The organism is Streptomyces sp. YJ-C3, from assembly GCF_053891275.1.
In genome coordinates this window covers 1361327-1378394 of the sequence record NZ_CM132685.1, presented here as the reverse complement: position 1 = coordinate 1378394, position 17068 = coordinate 1361327, and the positions used below count along the sequence as shown (strand labels likewise).

The following is a 17068-nucleotide window of genomic DNA, read 5'->3' as shown; positions in this document are numbered from 1 at the left end:
GCTCACTCAGGCGCGGCGGACGCGCGGGTCGAGTGCGGCGTGCAGGGCGTCGGCGAGGAAGCCGGACAGCAGCACGACCACGGCGGCGAAGACGTTGACGGCGACGACGGAGTTGACGTCGTTCTTGCCGATGGCGGAGACGAACCACTCGCCCATGCCGTGCCAGCCGAAGATCGTCTCCGTGAAGGTGGCGCCGGTGAACAGGGCGAGGAAGCCGTAGCTGAAGAAGGTGGACATGGGGATGAGAGCCGTGCGCAGTCCGTGCCGCAGCAGCACCGTGCGGTGCCGCAGGCCCTTCGCGCGGGCCGTGCGCAGATAGTCGGCGCCGAGGACGTCGAGCATCGAGGAGCGCTGGTAGCGGCTGTAGGAGGCGATGGCGCCGAGGGCGATGGAGACCGTCGGCAGCAGCAGGTGCACCGAGCGGTCCTTCAGTACCGCCCAGATTCCGGAGTCGACGCCGGGGCTCTTCTCGCCGGTGAACTGGATGATGTCCGTGCCTGTCTGCTGGTTGAACCAGATCGCGCCGATCTTGAGCAGCACGGCCAGCAGGAACACGGGGGTGGAGAGCAGGGCGAACGAGGCGACCGTCAGGGCCCGGTCGGACAGCCGGTACTGGCGGACCGCCGTCCACGCCCCGGCGAGCACTCCGAGGACGGTGCCGGCGACCGTGCCGAGCAGCAGCAGGCGCAGGCTCACCCCGATCCGGCGGCCGAACTCGGCGCTGACGGACGACCCGTCGATGGTCCGCCCCAGGTCGCCGCGGACGGCGTGCCCGGCCCAGGAGAGGAACCGGGCGGGCAGCGGCCTGTGGTCGTTGACGCCGATCGCGGTGAGGTGATGGTCGACCGAGGCGGCGGAGAGCGGCGGCTGGCGGCCTTCGTAGTACGCGCGCGGGTCCAGGGCCAGCGAGGCGATCAGGTACGAGAGGCCGACGGCGACGGCGAGCAGGACGGCGTAGTAGCCGGTCCGCTTCGCCAGATAACCCCACACCCGTTCTGCCCCCGTCTTCCGTCGTGCCGGTATTCATGCAGGTCATCGACGCGCAGCAGCAAGCATGATCGCGTTTTGTTGCCGCACTATGAAGAGCACATGTCATCTCCCGGGAGCCCTTCCACGGGCCGCTTCCGCGGGCTTACGGTCGCGCCGACTGCGGCCGCGGATCCGGCCGCGCACGACCCGGAGGAAGACTGACCATGCGCAGAACCACCGTCACCGCCATAGCCGCTGCCCTGTCGGCCACCCTGGTGGTCGCGGGCTGCGGGTCCTCCGACGACGACAAGCCGGTGAAGAAGCAGGCCGCGCCGGCGGTGGACGGGCAGGACATCAACGCGCACCCGGTGAGCGATCTCAAGCAGGGCGGGACGCTGAAGACGTACATCACGCAGTGGCCCGTCCAGTACAACGTCAACACCCCCGACGGCGCCCAGGGCGACACCCAGGAGATCATCGGCGCGGTCCTGCCCGACCTCTTCGACTCCGACGCGAAGGGCGCCGTCCACGCCAACCCGAACTTCCTGACCTCGGCGAAGGTCGTCTCCACGGACCCCCAAGTCGTCGAGTACGAGCTGAACCCGAAGGCGAAGTGGTCCGACGGAACGCCGCTGAGCTGGAAGGACTTCGCCTCCCAGTGGAAGGCGCAGAGCGGGCGCGACAAGGCGTACGAAGTGGCCGACACCTCCGGCTACGACCAGATCTCCGAGGTCGAGCGGGGCAAGGACGCCCACGGTGTACGGATCACCTTCGACCAGCCGTACGCGGACTGGCAGCGCCTGTTCGACCCGCTGTACCCGGCGGCGTACACGAGCACGCCGAAGAAGTTCAACGCGGCGTGGCAGGAGAAGGTGCCGGTCTCCGGCAACGCCTTCAGGATCACGTCGTACGACAAGACGGCGCAGACCGTGACGATCACGCCCGACCCCCATTGGTGGGGCCCGAAGCCCAGGCTGGACTCGGTCGTCTACCGCGTCATCGACTTCACGGCGAGCACCGAGGCGTATCTCAACAAGGAGATCGACTTCGCCACCGCGCTGCTGCCGGAGGACTACAAGCGGCTCGTGAAGGCGAAGGACACGGACATCCGGCGGGGCGCCCGCTGGGACGAGGTGCACATCGCGCTGAACGGCGCGCACGGCCCGCTGAAGGACGTCCGTGTGCGCCAGGCGCTCGGCAACGCGATCGACCGCAAGGGCATCAACACCGCCTTCAGCAAGGACCTCTCCTTCGAACTGAAGCCGCTCGACAACCACTTCTTCATGCCGAACCAGGAGGGGTACGAGAACAACGCGGGCGAGTACGGGACGTACGACCCCGAGAAGGCGAACAAGCTGCTGGACGCGGCCGGCTGGAAGTCGGCCGGTGAGGGCGAGCCGCGCACCAAGGGCGGCAAGCAGCTCACCCTGGAGTACACGCTGAGCGCGGGCAGCGCGTCGGCGCAGGTCGACCAGGCGGAGCTGGTGCAGCAGCAGCTGGCGGCGGTCGGCATCAAGGTCACGCTGAAGAAGGTCCCGGCGAACGACTACTTCCCGAAGTTCGTGAACACCGGCACCTTCGACATCACGAGCTTCCGCAACGTGGACGCCGTGTTCAAGTCGACCATCGTGCCCACGTTCCTGCAGCCGCAGGGCAAGAACCTGCTCCAGAACTACGGCTCCATCGGCTCCCCGAAGATCGACGGGCTACTGAAGAAGGCCCAGCGGACCACCGACACCGCCGAGGCGAACAAGCTCTACAACGAGGCCGACAAGGAGCTGTGGAAGCTCGGCCACTCCATCGAGCTGTACCAGCGCCCGCAGATCCTCGCGGTCCGCTCGGGTCTCGCGAACTACGGCGCCGAGGGCCTCGCCAGCAGCGACTACACGAAGATCGGCTGGCTCAAGTAGCGCCCGGGGCGGGGCTCGGGCGTCCCGCGCGGAGCGCCTCGCGCACCATGCGTGCGGCCCCGCCCTCCCCCGGCGGCACCATGACGCACGAGAGCGCGATCCGCGCCGCCAGTTCGCAGTCCCGGGCGAGGGCCTCCAGGTCCGTCTTGGCCGCGCCGGCCGCCCCGAGCACGGCCAGGGCCCGGTCGCGTACGGCGGCGATGAGGTCGGCGGGTGCGGGCAGCGGACCGTCCGCGCGGCGCTGCGCGGGCACGGCCGAGGAGGACGGCACCGCGGACAGCGTCGGCGAGGGCAGCCGCTCGCTCCAGCAGCCGGTGAGCGCGGCCCGCACCAGCGGATTACGGCGGGCGCTCGCCACCGTCCACTCGGCGACCGTGTCGAGCCCGCCTTCCCTCAGGGCCCGGTCGACGCCCGCGAGGTAGGCGTCGGCCTCGCGCCGCACCAGGGCGCGGGCCAGCCCCTCCTTGCTGCCGAACTCGTTGTAGAGGGTCTGCCGGGACACCCCGGCGACCGCCGCCACGTCGACCATCCGCACCCCTGACCAGGGGCGCCGCGCGAGCGCCGTGTAGGCCGCGTCCAGTAAGGATTCCCGCGCTGCAGGCATCGTCGCCTCCCCGGGCCGCCGCTTTCGTACGGCTTGCCGCCAGAGTTGACGGGCTTGTCCGCACTGTCAATAGCCCGTGCGAGGCGCCTACGTCCGTGTACGGACATAGGCCCTGTGGCCCCGGACGGACCACGATCGATACTGTGCAGTCATGCCCGACTACCACGATGATCTGCGCCTCGCCCACGTTCTCGCCGATGCCGCGGACGCCGCCACGATGGACCGGTTCAAGGCACTCGACCTGAAGGTGGAGACCAAGCCGGACATGACGCCGGTGAGCGAGGCCGACAAGGCCGCCGAGGAGTTGATCCGTGGCCATCTGCAGCGGGCGCGGCCGCGCGACGCGGTCCTCGGCGAGGAGTACGGCGTCGAGGGCACGGGCCCGCGCCGCTGGGTCATCGACCCGATCGACGGGACCAAGAACTACGTCCGCGGCGTCCCGGTCTGGGCCACGCTCATCTCCCTGATGGAGGCGGGCGAGGGCGGCTACCAGCCGGTCGTCGGCGTGGTCTCGGCCCCCGCGCTCGGCCGGCGCTGGTGGGCGGCGAAGGGCGCGGGCGCCTACACGGGCCGCAGCCTGACCTCGGCGTCCCGGCTGCACGCCTCCAAGGTGAACCGGCTGGCCGACGCCTCCTTCGCGTACTCCTCGCTGACCGGCTGGGAGGAGCAGGGCCGCCTCGACGGGTTCCTGGACCTGACCCGCGCGGTGTGGCGCACCCGCGGCTACGGCGACTTCTGGCCGTACATGATGGTCGCCGAGGGCTCGATCGACCTGTGCGCGGAGCCGGAGCTGTCGCTGTGGGACATGGCGGCGACCGCCATCGTGGTCACCGAGGCGGGCGGCTCCTTCACCGGCCTCGACGGGCGCCCGGGCCCGCACAGCGGCAACGCGGCGGCGTCGAACGGGCTGCTCCACGACGAGCTGCTGAGCTACCTCTCCGCGCGCTGACCGGCGTCCGTACGACTCCTGGGCGCCCCTGAACTCGCCTCCCGCGCCCTCTTGTTGACACTCCCTTTACCTGTAACTCTGAGAGTCCCCCCACTTGTGAACTTGTGAACCTTTTCTCGTTCCCGGATCGGTTCCACAGGTACCTCACACAGGAAGGTGGCTCCATCCATGCTCGTCCGTGACGCCATGAGCACGATGGTCCTCACCATCGGACCCACCCACACCCTGCGCCAGGCGGCCCGGCTGATGTCGACGCGCCGCGTCGGAGCGGCCGTCGTCCTCGACCCGGACGGCTCCGGCATCGGCATCCTGACCGAGCGGGACATCCTCAACTCCCTCGGCCTGAACCAGGACCCGGACCGCGAGACGGCCGGCACCCACACCACCACCGACGTCGTGTTCGCCGCCCCGGCCTGGACCCTGGTGGACGCGGCGGACGCCATGACCCATGGCGGCTTCCGCCATCTCATCGTGCTCGACGGCCGGGAGCCGGTCGGCATCGTCTCGGTCCGCGACATCATCCGCTGCTGGACACCGGCCAGGCGGCACGCACCGCCCCTGACGGTCTAGGGCCCGTCCTGACATGACGAGGAGGGCCGGTTCCCCGTGGGGAACCGGCCCTCCTGCCTTACGGCGGATGCCGGGGCGAGCGGCCGCGAAGGGCCATGACCGCGGCCGTCACCCGGCGCCCGCCGAAGTCACCGTCGGACCGGCCCGGTGCGGGCCGGGCACCGTCGGGCCGGACTCAGACCAGGTCGAACCGGTCCAGGTCCATGACCTTGCTCCACGCCGCGGCGAAGTCCTTCACGAACTTCTCCTTGGCGTCGTCGCTCGCGTAGACCTCGGCGAGCGCGCGCAGCTCGGAGTTCGAGCCGAAGACCAGGTCGGCACGGGTGCCGGTCCACTTGACCGCACCGCTCGCGTCGCGGCCCTCGAACTCGTCCTGCGCGGCGGACGTCGACTTCCACGTCGTGCCCAGGTCCAGCAGGTTGACGTAGTAGTCGTTCGTCAGCGTGCCCGGCCTGTCCGTGAGGACGCCGTGCTTCGACTGGCCGCTGTTGGCGCCGAGGACGCGCAGACCGCCGACGAGGACGGTCATCTCGGGGGCGCTCAGCGTCAGCAGGTTCGCCTTGTCGAGCAGCAGGTACTCGGCCGGCAGGCGGTTGCCCTTGCCGACGTAGTTGCGGAAACCGTCGGAGGACGGCTCGAGCGCGGCGAACGACTCGACGTCCGTCTTCTCCTGCGTGGCGTCCACGCGGCCCGGGGTGAAGGCCACCTCGACGTCGAAGCCGCCGTCCTTGGCCGCCTTCTCGACGGCCGCGGTGCCCGCGAGCACGATCAGGTCGGCCAGGGAGACCTGCTTGCCGCCCTGCGCGTTGAAGGACTCCTGGATGCCTTCGAGCGTGCGCAGCACCTGCGCCAGCTCGTCCGGGTTGTTGACCTCCCAGTTGCGCTGCGGCTCCAGGCGCACACGGGCGCCGTTGGCACCGCCGCGCTTGTCGCTGCCGCGGAAGGAGGAGGCCGAGGCCCAGGCGGCCGAGACCAGCTGCGCGACCGTGAGGTCCGAGGCGAGGACCTGCTCCTTGAGGGAGGCGATGTCCGCGGCGTCGACGACCTCACCGGTGCGCTGCGGCAGCGGGTCCTGCCAGAGCAGCTCCTCGGAGGGGACCTCCGGGCCGAGGTAGCGGACGACCGGACCCATGTCACGGTGCGTCAGCTTGTACCAGGCGCGGGCGAAGGCGTCCGCGAACTCCTCCGGGTTCTCGTGGAAGCGGCGCGAGATCGGCTCGTAGATCGGGTCGAAGCGCAGCGACAGGTCGGTGGTGAGCATCGTCGGGAGCTGCTTCTTCGACGCGTCATGGGCGTTCGGGATGGTCGCCTCGGCGTCCTTCGCGACCCACTGGTTGGCGCCGGCGGGGCTCTGGGTGAGCTCCCACTCGTAGCCGAAGAGGTTCTTGAAGAACTCGCCGCCCCACTGGGTCGGGGTGCTGGTCCAGGTCACCTCGAGGCCACTGGTGATGGCGTCGCCGCCCTTGCCGGTGCCGTACGTGCTGGCCCAGCCGAGGCCCTGCTGCTCGATCGAGGCGGCCTCGGGGTCGGCGCCGACGTTGTCCGCGGGGCCCGCGCCGTGGGTCTTGCCGAAGGTGTGGCCACCGGCGATGAGGGCGACGGTCTCCTCGTCGTTCATCGCCATGCGGCGGAACGTCTCACGGATGTCGCGGGCCGCGGCGATCGGGTCCGGGTTCCCGTTGGGACCCTCGGGGTTCACGTAGATGAGGCCCATCTGCACGGCGCCGAGCGGGCTCTCCAGCTCGCGGTCGCCGGTGTAGCGCTCGTCGCCGAGCCAGGTGGTCTCGGGGCCCCAGTAGACGTCCTCCTCGGACTCCCATACGTCGGGGCGGCCGCCGGCGAAACCGAAGGTCTTGAAGCCCATGGTCTCCAGCGCGACGTTGCCGGTGAGGATCAGCAGGTCGGCCCAGGAGAGGGACTGGCCGTACTTCTGCTTGACGGGCCACAGCAGGCGGCGGGCCTTGTCCAGGTTGCCGTTGTCCGGCCAGCTGTTGAGCGGGGCGAACCGCTGCTGACCGGCGCCGGCGCCACCACGGCCGTCGCTGATGCGGTACGTGCCCGCGCTGTGCCAGGCCATGCGGATCATGAGCGGGCCGTAGTTGCCGAAGTCGGCGGGCCACCAGTCCTGCGAGGTGGTCAGCACCTCGGCGATGTCCCGCTTCACGGCCGGGAGGTCCAGTTCGTTGAACGCCTCGGCGTAGTCGAAGTCCTCACCGAGCGGGTTCGCCACCGCCGGGTTCTTCGCAAGGATCTTCAGGTTGAGGCGCTCCGGCCACCACTGGGTGTTGCCGCCGCCCTGGGTCGGGTGCTTGGCACGGCCGTGCGCGACCGGGCAACCACCCGTCTCCTCCGTCTTCGCGTCCGTGACGATTGCTTCATGGTTCTCGGTCATGCGAACCCTTCCGGAGTCTGTCCTGTCGCTTGGCCTCAGCCAATCGTGATCCTACAATGGACAATGTCTAAGTCAAGTAAGGCTCCAAAGTCACACTCGATCGGGACTCAGTCCCCTTGCTGTTAGGCTGGTTTTATGAGTGACCTTCTGGAACGACTGCGCGGACGCGGCTGGCGCATGACCGCGCAGCGGCGCGTCGTGGCCGAGGTCCTCGACGGGGACCACGTCCACCTGACAGCGGACGAGGTGCACGCGCGCGCCGCCGCGAAGCTCCCCGAGATCTCCCGGGCCACGGTCTACAACACCCTGGGCGAGATGGTGTCGCTCGGCGAGGTCATCGAGGTCGCCACGGACAAGCGCGCGAAGCGCTACGACCCGAACGCGCACCGCCCGCACCAGCACCTGGTCTGCGCCCAGTGCGGCCAGATCCGCGACGTCCACCCGACGGGGAACCCGCTGACGGCCCTCCCCGACTCCGAGCGCTTCGGCTTCACGATCTCGGACGTGGAGGTCACGTACCGAGGCGTCTGCCCGACCTGCGCGACACAGGCGTAGCGAGACACAGCTCCCGACAAGGCCCGCACCGAAGAGGTGCGGGCCTTCTCGATGCACCCCAAAGGAACGCGGGGATCTGCGCGATCGCCCCCCACACCCTCACCCGAGGGACGCGGGGAACTACATGATCGCCCCCCCCCACACACCCGCATCCGAGGGACGCGGGGAACTGCGCGAGCACCCCACCCCGCCCCGCACCCGGCAACAAACCTGCACAACGCACGGACCCCTTCCGCAATCTGACGCACCGTCATATTCTCGCGGGCGCCCACCAGAACCCATCCGCACCCCCGGAGGGCCCCGTGCACAAACTCCGCGCCACCGACCTCACCCGAACCTTCGGCCCCACGCACGCCCTCGGCCCTCTGGGCCTCACGGTCGCCCCCGGCGAGTTCGTCTGCGTCGTCGGCCCCTCCGGCTGCGGCAAGTCGACGCTCCTGCGCATCGCCGCCGGAATCACCCGCCCCTCCACCGGCACCCTGGAGATCCGCACCGCCGATCCCCGCCCGGCCGCGATGATCTTCCAGGACTACGGCATCTACGACTGGAAGACGGTCCTCGCGAACGTCCGCTTCGGCCTCGACATCCAGAAGGTCCCGCGCCGCGAGGCGAACGCCCGGGCGCGCGACTGGCTGACCCGCATGGGCCTGGCCGACTTCGCGGACGCCTATCCGTCCGCGCTCTCCGGCGGCATGCGCCAACGCGTGGCGATCGCGCGGGCCCTGGCGGTCGAGCCGGAGATCCTGCTCATGGACGAGCCCTTCGCCGCGCTCGACGCGCAGCTGCGCACGATCCTGCAGGACGAACTCCTCGCCCTCACCCAGACCACCCGCACCACCACCCTGTTCATCACGCACAGCCTGGAGGAGGCGATCGTCCTCGGCGACCGCGTCCTGGTCATGTCGGCCCGCCCCGGCCGGGTGATCGCCGAACGCCGCCCGCCGTTCGCCCGCCCGCGCACCGGGGACATCCGCGACACCCCCGAATTCACCGCGCTCAAGGGCGAGTTGTGGGATCTGCTGCGTGGCGAGGTGCACCAGGAGGCGGTCCCGGCATGACGACGGCCACCACCCCCGCCAAGGGCGACGACGTCCTGGTCCGCTCCCCCGGCCCCCAGGAGCTCCGCCCCGCACGCACCCGCCGCAGGCGCCGCGCCCTCGAACTCTCCCTCGCGATCGCCGTCCCCCTCGCCCTGGTCCTGCTCTGGCAGCTCGCGGCCACGCGGTCCTGGATCGACGACCGCGTCTACCCGGCCCCTTCCACGATCCTCGCCGACGGCTGGGACCGGGCCGCCGACGGCGATCTGTGGCCGGACGTGCGGGCCACACTCAAGCGCGTCCTGGCGGGCTACGCGATCGGCACGGTGACGGGCTATCTCCTGGGCCTGCTCATGGGCTCGATCTCCTTGGTACGGGCCGCACTCGAACCCCTTCTCGACGCGCTGTACGTCGTCCCGAAGCTGGCCCTGCTCCCCGTGTTCCTGAACATGTTCGGCCTCGGCGAGGGCCCCCAGGTCGCGCTCGTCGCGGCGACGGTCTTCTTCTTCGTATGGATCTCGACGATGGCGGCGGTCCTCGCCGTCCCTTCCGGACACCGCGACGCGGGCCGGGTCTTCGGCGCCTCCCCGTGGCAGATGTTCCGCCACGTCCTGCTCCCGGCCTCCCTGCCCGCCGTCCTCGTGGGGGCCCGCATCGCGGCGGGCGTCGCGGTCCTCGTGATCGTCGCCTCGGAGCAGATCGCCGCGGCGAACGGCCTCGGCCACCTCATCTTCGACGCCCGCGCCCTCTTCCAGAACGACGTCATGTTCGTCGGCATCGTCTGCGTGGCCGTGCTCGGCGTCGTCTTCTCCGAGCTGGTGCGCCTCGCGGGGCGGCTGCTCACCCCCTGGGCACCGCGCGACCGCGGCCGCGGCCAGTCCTGAATCCCTTTCCGGTTACGTGTTACGTATGACGTGTACGGAGGCTCCATGCGCACGCGCTCCATCGGTACGTCCCTGCTGCTGACCGGCGCCCTGCTCGCCACCGCGACGGCCTGCGCCACGAACGACGGCCCCTCGGACGCCGCCGCGAAACCCCGCACGATCAAAGCGGTCGACGGCTGCGGCAAGGGAAGCTGGACCGACCCGTCGGACCTCGCCCCGGACCGGAAACCGGCCCGCTGCGCCGAGGGCGCCCCCGCCCCGGTCAAGCTCGCCAGGACCCGCAAGCTGACGATCGCGACGGGCACGCTCGCCGCCGAGTACGTGGCCCCGCTCGAAATGGCCGTCAAGAAGGGCGAGTTCAAGAAAGAGGGCCTCGATGTGACGTTGAAGGTCCTGCCCACACCCGACGCCCTCCCCCTGCTCGCCAAGGGCGACATCGACGCCCAGTGGGCCGCGCCCGAGGCGGCCGTCATGAACGGCATCCTCGGCGGCTTCGACATCAAGTGGGTCGCCGGGAACTTCTCCCCCGACCCGAAGTCCAGAAGCGGCCTGTGGGTACGCCTCAAAGAGGGGCAGACCGCGTCCCGCGTCGACATGGCCGGACGCAAGATGGGCACGATGATCGGCAAGGGTTCCGTCATCTCGTACCCCATGAACACCGCGCTGAAGAAGCACGGCGGCGGCCTCGACAAGATCCAGTTCCAGCAGCTGGGCTCGGCCGACGTGCTGACCGCGCTGCAGAACGGCGGCGTCGACTCGGCCTGGCTGCTCGACCCGGTCTGGCGCAAGGTCGACGGCGACAAGCGCTTCGCGTTCCTCGGCGGCCAGCCGGAGGGCGAACCGCTCGGCGGCCTCCTGTTCGGCCCGAAACTGCTCAAGGAGGACCCGGACGCGGGCGTCGCGTTCCTGCGCGCCTACATACGTACCGTGAACACGTACTTCGCGGGTGACTACAAGAAGGACCCCGCGTTCGTGACCGAGCTGGCCGGCCTGCTGAAGACGGACAAGACGGTCCTCGAGTCGACGCCGTCGCTGCGCATGGACTGGGAGATCCGGTCCGGCACGACGGACCGCCTCCAGGCCGCGTACAAAGCGGCGGGCGTCTCGAAGGGCGATCCGCTGCCGGAGTCGAGGACGGTGGACCGGCGGCTGTACGAGGAGGCGGTGGGCCACACCTCGTAGGGAGCCGGAGACACACCTGAGGCCCGGAACCAATGGTTCCGGGCCTCAGGTCTTCAGTAGCGGGGACAGGATTTGAACCTGCGACCTCTGGGTTATGAGCCCAGCGAGCTACCGAGCTGCTCCACCCCGCGTCGGTGAACACAACCTTACGGGACCGCTCCGACCAGCGCAAATCCGTACCCCGGAGCCGCAGGACCCCAGGTCCCCGGGCCCTGCGCACCCGACGGCTCAGGCCGACGGCCCACGCCGACAGCTCAGGCCGACAGCTCTTGCCGCAGGGCGTCGCGCAGCCGTCCCGCCCGCTCGGCCACCTCGGCCGGTCCGAGCTCGACGGCCCGGGAAGCCCACTTCTGACCGTCGACCAGATCGCCGCGCCGCGCGCACAGCAGGGCGAGTCTGAGCGCGGCCCGACCGTGCCCGGCGTCCGCGGCCCGCGTCCACCACAGGGCCGCCTCCGGCTCGCTCCCCTCGCGGGCCAGCAGCAGCCCGAGGTTGAACGCGCCGTTGCGCGAGCCGGCCTCCGCGGCCTCCCGGTACCAGCGCGCCGCCTCGACGACGTCACCGCGCACGGCGGCGAGCATGCCGACGCGCACCTGCGCGCGCCGGTGCCCGTGCTCGGCGGCCCGCTCGTACCACTCCTCGCACTCGCTCTTCTCCGTGACCGGCTCGCCCAGCTCGTGCCGGACAGCGGGCGGACGGCGCACGTCGAGCAGCGAGGCGAGCCGGTACGCCGCCTCGGGGCTGCCGCCGCCCGCGGCGCAGCGCAGATGCCGCTCGGCGCTCGGCTCGTCGCCCTCGCGCAGGCGCGCGATGCCGGCCTGCAGCGCGGCTTCCGTGTGTCCGCCCGCGGCGGCCCGCTCGTACCACTGGAGCGCGGCCGCCTCGTCGTCCCGGCCCGCGTACAGGATGCCGAGGTTGAAGGCGGCGTCGACGCTGCCGGCCTCGGCGGCCTTGGAGAACCAGGGCTCGGCGCCGACCGCGTCACCGTTCTGCAGGAGCAGCACGGCCAGCGCGTTGGCCGCTTCGCGGTGACCCGCGTAGGCGGCGCGGCGGTACCAGCTCTCGGCCTGCGCGGTGCGCTTCTGCTCGGCGCACAGCAGGCCGAGGTTGTACGCGCCGTTGTTGTCGCCCGCGTCCATGGCGGCGCGGTACCAGCGCTCGGCCGTCTGGGTCTCGCCGCGCCGGGCGTGCAGCGCGCCCAGCGCGTTCGCCGCGTTGCCGTCGCCGTCCTGCGCGGCGCGCAGCCACCACACGGCGGCGCTCTCCTCGTCCCCGGCATCGCGCAGCAGGAACGCGAGGGCGCACGCGGCGCGCGGCTCGCCGTCCTTGGCGGACGTCAGGTACCAGCGCCCGGCCTCCTTCAGGTCGCCGCGCTTCTCCAGGATCGCGCCGAGGTGCAGCGCGCCGCGGCGGTGCCCGCGGGCGGCAGCCTGCCGGTACCACTGCTCGGCCTCTGCGGCGGGCTTCTTGTGCTCGTCGGTGACCAGGACGTCCTCGGGGCCGAGCTGCGCGGCCTGGCGGTCGAGGGCGCGGGCGAGCCGGTACGCGGCCTCGCGGTGCCCGCGCTCGGCGGCGACCCGCATCCAGCGCTCGGCGCCGACGTCGCTGCGGTGCTCCAGGAGGTCGGCCAGGGCGTACGCGCCGAGCGTGTGGCCCTGCTCGGCGGCCTGGCGCAGCCAGTACTCGGCGGCGGGCTCGTCGCCGCGCTCACGGAAGTGACGGCCCAGCGCGTGCGCGGCGGGGGCCGAACCGGCGACGGCGGCGACCCGCCACCATCCGGCGGCCTCGTCCGGGTAGCCGCGCTGGTGGAGCAGGACACCCAGGTTGTTGGCGGCGGCACGGTCACCGGCGCCCGTGGCGGCACGCAGCAGGGGCTCGGCTCCGTCGAGATCACCGCGGCGCAGCAGCATGGCGCCGAGGACGCTCATCGCCTCGACGTCGCCGGCCTCCGCGGCCAGCCGCTGGCGTACTTCTTCAGCCGCCTCGCCGGATTCGTCCCGGCCGGAAGGCTGCACAAACCGCCCTGTCTCCAACAGAGTTGCCTTGTCCCCCATAACGTCCATCGTCGCACCACCCGCAACCCGGGTACACCTGGTATACCGCAGCCATTGAGGTCACTTCAGCGTTTTGTCGACATGCCCACAAGGAGGCAAGTGAAACACAATTTTCCCAACTCCCTCCGGGCGGAGCAGTGTTCGTACGGAGTTGGTACACGCTTCGCACATGCCAGTGGCGCGTGACGGTCGGGGTACTGACGCACCGAAGGCCCGGAAGCTGATGCTTCCGAGCCTTCGATCACTAGTAGCGGGGACAGGATTTGAACCTGCGACCTCTGGGTTATGAGCCCAGCGAGCTACCGAGCTGCTCCACCCCGCGCCGTTGTGTGGAAACCGTACCACGGCGCGGAGTGGGTCACGGAATCAGCCGTCGGCGGCGTTCTTGTCGCCGTTCTTGCTGCTGTCGGTGTTCTGCTTGGCGTCCTTGTCGGCCTCGGTCTGGGCCTCCTCGGCGCGCTGCAGAGCGTCCTCGAGCTTGTCCTGGGCCTCGCCGTACGCGGCCCAGTCGTTGTTCTTGAGGGCCTTCTGGCCGTCCTCGAAGGCCTTCTCGGCGTCGGCGAGCGCTTCCTTGACGGTGGAGTTCGCCGGTGGCTTCGTCGTGTCCCCACCGGGCTTCTCCGGCTCCGCCGGCGATGCCCCGTCCACTTCGAAGGCCTGGTTGAGCGCCTCCGACAGGGAGTCCGCGAAGCCCATCCGGTCGCCGTACGAGACCGCGACCTTGCGCATCAGCGGGTACTCGGCGTTGCGCCCCTGGGCGTAGATCGGCTCGACGTACAGGAAGCCCTTGTCGAGGGGCACCGTCAGCAGATTGCCGTACAGGACCGTCGAGTCCGCGCCCTTCATGTCGCGCACCCAGTTCGCCACGGAACCCGAGGAGTTGAGCTTGTTCTGCACCTGCTCAGGCCCGTAGACCTTGTCCTCGGTGACTCTCAGGAGCCTTATGGTCCCGTAGTCCTTACTGGTGGCGTCGGCGTCGACCGCCATGAAGGCTCTCAGGTTGGGCCGGCCGCTCGGGGTGAACGTCGTCGTCAGTGAGAACTGCTGACTGGTCTGACCCGGCATCTTCATGGACAGGTAGTACGGCGGGACCGCGCTGTTGTCCTTCTTGGTCGGGTCGTTGGGGACCTGCCAGGCGTCGGACGCGTTGTAGAACTGGTCCGAGTTCGTGACGTGGTACAGGGTCAGCAGCTCGCGCTGGACCTTGAACATGTCCTGCGGGTAGCGCAGGTGCTCCTTCAGCTCGGCCGGGATGGCGCTCTTCGGCTCGACCGTGTCGGGGAACGCCTTCTTCCAGGTCTTGAGGACCGGGTCGTTGTCGTCCCACGTGTAGAGCTTGACCTCGCCCGTGTACGCGTCGACGGTCGCCTTCACCGAGTTGCGGATGTAGTTGACCTGGTTCTGCTGGGCCACCACAGCGCGCTGGTTGTCGCCCTCGTTGAGGGAGTCGGCGGTGGTGTCGCCCAGCGTCGTGCGCGACGCGTACGGGTAGCCGTTCGACGTCGTGTACGCGTCGACGACCCACTTGATCTTGCCGCCGACCACGGTCGGGTAGGCGTCGCCGTCGATGGTCAGCCACGGGGCGACGGCCTCGACGCGCTCCTTCGGCGTGCGGTTGTACAGAATCCTCGAACCGTCGCCGATGGCGCCCGAGTAGAGGATCTGCGGCTCGCTGAAGGCCACCGCGTACGCGGCGCGGTTGATCGGGTTCGAGAGGTTGACGCCGCTGTTGCCCGTGTAGCTCGTGGTCTTCTGCGTGCCGTCGTCCTGCTCGTAGTCCAGCTCCTTCTGCGGCCCGCCGACGATCGAGTACTGCGTCGTCTTCTCGCCGTAGTAGACACGCTGGTTGTAGTCGCCCAGGTCACCGGTGGTCGGCAGGCCCGACTCGGTGAACTGCGGGGCGCCCTGCGACGTCGAGGTGCCCTTCGCCGTCACGGCGCCGAAGCCGTGCGTGTACACGAAGTGGTCGTTGATCCAGTTGCGCTTGTCCAGCTTGCCGAGGTTCAGCTCGCGCAGGCCGACGACGGTGTCCACGCCGTTGTAGCGGTCCACGTCCAGGGTCGTCGGGAACTGGTAGTACTTCCGCTGCTGCTCCAGCTGCTGGAACGTGGGCGACACGATGTTCGGGTCGTTGAGGCGGTAGCTGGCCGCCGAATCCGAGTCCGTGCGCTGCTTCTTGGTGTCGTCCGAGCTCTTGCCGCTGTAGTCGACCGGGCTCGCCTTGTCGATGCCGTAGGCCTTGCGGGTCGCCTCGATGTTCTTCTCGATGTACGGGGCTTCCTTGGACTGCTCGTTCGGCTGGACCTGGAACTTCTGGACGATGGCCGGGTACAGGCCGCCGATCAGGATCGCCGAGAGCACCATCAGGCCGAAGCCGATGACCGGCAGCTGCCAGGTGCGGCGCCACAGGGTCGCGAAGAACAGGACCGCGCAGATGACGGCGATGCAGAACAGGATCGTCTTCGCCGGCAAATACGCGTTCGCATCGACATACCTGAGGCCGGTCCAGTTGTCCGTCGCCTTGAAGTCACTCGACTTCACGGCGAGCCCGTACCGGTCGAGCCAGTACGCGACGGCCTTCAGGGCCACGAACACACCCAGCAGGACGGACAGATGCCCCGTGGCGGCCGCGGTGGCACGCGCGCCCGGGCTGGTGACCCGGAGGCCGCCGTACAGGTAGTGCGTCAGCGCGGCGGCGACCAGGCCGATCACGGCGGCCGCGAACCCGAAGCCGAGCAGGAACCGGTACCAGGGCAGATCGAACGCGTAGAAGGACACGTCCATGTGGAACTGCGGGTCCTTCTGGTTGAAGGGCACGCCGTTCACGAACATCAGCCACGTACGCCACTGGCTGGCCGCCGAAGCGCCGGCGATGAGCCCCACCAGAGCGGTGATGCCGAGCAACAGCCACTTCTTGAAGGGCGCGATGCCCATCCGGTAGCGGTCGAGGCTCTGCTGCTCCATCGACATGGCGCTCAGTGGCGGGCGCAGCCGGTGCGCCAGCCAGACGTTCACCCCGACGGCGAGCGCCATGAGCAGACCGAAGACGAAGAAGAGCCCGATCTTCGTCCACAGAGTCGTCGTGAAGACGGACGAGTACTTGACCGACCGGTACCAGAGCCAGTCCGTCCAGAATCCGGCGAACATGACGAAGGCCATGCCGAGCACGGCCAGGACGCCCAGCGTCAGCAGCAGGGTCCTGGCACGCCCGGACGGGCGGCCCACTCTGATCCGCGGCCCCGTCGGGCCTCCGCCGCGGTCCGGCATCTGGAAAGCCAAGGTGCGCACCTCGAAGTTGAGTAATCGATCGGCCGGGCCCCCGAGATCGCGGACCCATCACCTATGCAACTTACTCACGCTTTACTCAGTTCCCGGTTCGGGGGAGGAACGAGGCAGGATTGTGACCATGTCCAACACTCCTATGGCAGCGAGCCCCCTGACCCGGGCCGTACTCGAGATCGACGAGTACGCCTCCGGCCTCGGCTGGGACCAGCCCGCTCGCCTCTTCGCCCTCGTCGACACCGCCGCCCTGCGCGCCCAGGAACCCGCTCTCGCCTCCCAGCTCGGTCTGGAGGGCGAGCAGGAGGTCGCCGGGCTGACCCCGATCGAGCAGGACGAGATTCCCGCCGGCAAGGCGCTGGACGAGTTCCTCGGCACGATCGCCTGGCCCGACGCCGTCGCGGGCTGCGCCCTGACGGTGGAGCGCCTCATGCTTCCGCCGTCCGCCGAGGCGAATGTCCCGGAAGGCCTCAGCGAAAAGAAGCTCGCGAAGTGGGTCGCCGAGCACCCGGACCGCCAGGAGGTCCGGATGACGGTCGCGGTGCTGCGCGACGGCTCCCGCGAGTCGGCGGTGCGGCTGCGCGAGAAGGACTCGCCGACCGAGGTCCTCACGGGCGGGCAGCTCGTCCCCGGTCTCGCGGAGGCACTGGCGGCCACGTTCGCCGAGTGACGTCCCGCAGCTG

At 69.9% G+C, this 17068-nt stretch carries 13 protein-coding genes and 2 tRNA genes; 8 read left to right on the top strand and 7 right to left on the bottom strand.

Annotated elements, in window-relative coordinates; translation table 11 throughout:
• Window positions 1-6: 6 nt before the first annotated feature.
• Window positions 7-990 carry an ABC transporter permease gene (locus ACVHNB_RS06110; RefSeq protein WP_428952419.1) on the bottom strand — a complete coding sequence of 328 codons (984 nt, stop codon included), beginning with the start codon at window positions 988-990 and terminating at the stop codon, window positions 7-9.
• A gap of 203 nt (window positions 991-1193) precedes the next feature.
• Here ACVHNB_RS06110 and ACVHNB_RS06105 point away from each other — a divergent pair, with 203 nt between their 5' ends.
• Window positions 1194-2879: an ABC transporter family substrate-binding protein gene (locus ACVHNB_RS06105; RefSeq protein ID WP_428952420.1), complete on the top strand. Its 1686-nt coding sequence runs from the start codon at window positions 1194-1196 to the stop codon at window positions 2877-2879.
• Here the strand turns inward: ACVHNB_RS06105 and ACVHNB_RS06100 are convergent.
• Entirely contained in the window at window positions 2872-3483 is a 612-nt protein-coding gene (locus ACVHNB_RS06100; protein ID WP_456227570.1) for a TetR/AcrR family transcriptional regulator, read from the bottom strand. The genes ACVHNB_RS06105 and ACVHNB_RS06100 overlap by 8 nt on opposite strands.
• Before the next feature lie 151 nt (window positions 3484-3634).
• Here ACVHNB_RS06100 and hisN point away from each other — a divergent pair, with 151 nt between their 5' ends.
• Both hisN and ACVHNB_RS06090 read left to right on the top strand, forming a co-directional pair.
• The gene (hisN, locus tag ACVHNB_RS06095; RefSeq protein WP_428952422.1) at window positions 3635-4432 is read left to right on the top strand and encodes a histidinol-phosphatase; all 798 of its coding nucleotides are present in this window, start codon (window positions 3635-3637) and stop codon (window positions 4430-4432) included.
• 168 nt (window positions 4433-4600) lie between these two features.
• Window positions 4601-5002, top strand: a complete 402-nt coding sequence (locus ACVHNB_RS06090) for a CBS domain-containing protein (protein WP_428952423.1) — start codon at window positions 4601-4603, stop codon at window positions 5000-5002.
• 175 nt (window positions 5003-5177) lie between these two features.
• Here ACVHNB_RS06090 and katG read toward each other — a convergent pair whose 3' ends face one another.
• Window positions 5178-7394 (bottom strand): catalase/peroxidase HPI, encoded by a 2217-nt coding sequence (gene katG / locus ACVHNB_RS06085; RefSeq protein WP_456227569.1) that lies wholly within the window; start codon window positions 7392-7394, stop codon window positions 5178-5180.
• Window positions 7395-7529: 135 nt separating this feature from the next.
• Here katG and ACVHNB_RS06080 point away from each other — a divergent pair, with 135 nt between their 5' ends.
• The 4 genes from ACVHNB_RS06080 to ACVHNB_RS06065 all read left to right on the top strand — a co-directional run bounded on the left by ACVHNB_RS06080 (window position 7530) and on the right by ACVHNB_RS06065 (window position 11052).
• On the top strand, window positions 7530-7949 hold the full coding sequence (locus ACVHNB_RS06080) for a Fur family transcriptional regulator (RefSeq protein ID WP_428952425.1): 420 nt from the start codon (window positions 7530-7532) through the stop codon (window positions 7947-7949).
• Between the two features lie 302 nt (window positions 7950-8251).
• The gene (locus tag ACVHNB_RS06075) at window positions 8252-9007 is read left to right on the top strand and encodes an ABC transporter ATP-binding protein (RefSeq protein ID WP_456227568.1); all 756 of its coding nucleotides are present in this window, start codon (window positions 8252-8254) and stop codon (window positions 9005-9007) included.
• Window positions 9004-9870 (top strand): ABC transporter permease, encoded by an 867-nt coding sequence (locus ACVHNB_RS06070; protein ID WP_428952427.1) that lies wholly within the window; start codon window positions 9004-9006, stop codon window positions 9868-9870. Before ACVHNB_RS06075 ends, ACVHNB_RS06070 begins: the two co-directional genes overlap by 4 nt.
• Before the next feature lie 45 nt (window positions 9871-9915).
• The gene (locus ACVHNB_RS06065) at window positions 9916-11052 is read left to right on the top strand and encodes an ABC transporter substrate-binding protein (protein WP_428952428.1); all 1137 of its coding nucleotides are present in this window, start codon (window positions 9916-9918) and stop codon (window positions 11050-11052) included.
• A gap of 57 nt (window positions 11053-11109) precedes the next feature.
• Here the strand turns inward: ACVHNB_RS06065 and ACVHNB_RS06060 are convergent.
• From ACVHNB_RS06060 to ACVHNB_RS06045, 4 genes are all read right to left on the bottom strand, one after another.
• Window positions 11110-11183 (bottom strand) — tRNA-Met (locus tag ACVHNB_RS06060).
• 123 nt (window positions 11184-11306) lie between these two features.
• Complete coding sequence (locus ACVHNB_RS06055) at window positions 11307-13115, bottom strand: tetratricopeptide repeat protein (protein WP_456227567.1); 1809 nt, start codon at window positions 13113-13115, stop codon at window positions 11307-11309.
• 239 nt (window positions 13116-13354) lie between these two features.
• Window positions 13355-13428, bottom strand: a tRNA-Met gene (locus tag ACVHNB_RS06050).
• A gap of 44 nt (window positions 13429-13472) precedes the next feature.
• On the bottom strand, window positions 13473-16373 hold the full coding sequence (locus ACVHNB_RS06045; RefSeq protein WP_456228842.1) for a UPF0182 family membrane protein: 2901 nt from the start codon (window positions 16371-16373) through the stop codon (window positions 13473-13475).
• 139 nt (window positions 16374-16512) lie between these two features.
• Here ACVHNB_RS06045 and ACVHNB_RS06040 point away from each other — a divergent pair, with 139 nt between their 5' ends.
• Window positions 16513-17055: a PPA1309 family protein gene (locus tag ACVHNB_RS06040; protein WP_428952430.1), complete on the top strand. Its 543-nt coding sequence runs from the start codon at window positions 16513-16515 to the stop codon at window positions 17053-17055.
• Window positions 17056-17068: the final 13 nt, after the last annotated feature.

What these genes read in the sequence shown, in the direction of transcription:
- ACVHNB_RS06105 (WP_428952420.1), top strand. Translation starts at nt 1,194, where the DNA reads ATGCGCAGAACCACCGTCACCGCCATAGCCGCTGCCCTGTCGGCCACC.
- ACVHNB_RS06100 (WP_456227570.1), bottom strand. Translation starts at nt 3,483, where the DNA reads ATGCCTGCAGCGCGGGAATCCTTACTGGACGCGGCCTACACGGCGCTC.
- hisN (WP_428952422.1), top strand. Translation starts at nt 3,635, where the DNA reads ATGCCCGACTACCACGATGATCTGCGCCTCGCCCACGTTCTCGCCGAT.
- ACVHNB_RS06090 (WP_428952423.1), top strand. Translation starts at nt 4,601, where the DNA reads ATGCTCGTCCGTGACGCCATGAGCACGATGGTCCTCACCATCGGACCC.
- katG (WP_456227569.1), bottom strand. Translation starts at nt 7,394, where the DNA reads ATGACCGAGAACCATGAAGCAATCGTCACGGACGCGAAGACGGAGGAG.
- ACVHNB_RS06080 (WP_428952425.1), top strand. Translation starts at nt 7,530, where the DNA reads ATGAGTGACCTTCTGGAACGACTGCGCGGACGCGGCTGGCGCATGACC.
- ACVHNB_RS06070 (WP_428952427.1), top strand. Translation starts at nt 9,004, where the DNA reads ATGACGACGGCCACCACCCCCGCCAAGGGCGACGACGTCCTGGTCCGC.
- ACVHNB_RS06065 (WP_428952428.1), top strand. Translation starts at nt 9,916, where the DNA reads ATGCGCACGCGCTCCATCGGTACGTCCCTGCTGCTGACCGGCGCCCTG.
- ACVHNB_RS06055 (WP_456227567.1), bottom strand. Translation starts at nt 13,115, where the DNA reads ATGGACGTTATGGGGGACAAGGCAACTCTGTTGGAGACAGGGCGGTTT.
- ACVHNB_RS06045 (WP_456228842.1), bottom strand. Translation starts at nt 16,373, where the DNA reads ATGCCGGACCGCGGCGGAGGCCCGACGGGGCCGCGGATCAGAGTGGGC.
- ACVHNB_RS06040 (WP_428952430.1), top strand. Translation starts at nt 16,513, where the DNA reads ATGTCCAACACTCCTATGGCAGCGAGCCCCCTGACCCGGGCCGTACTC.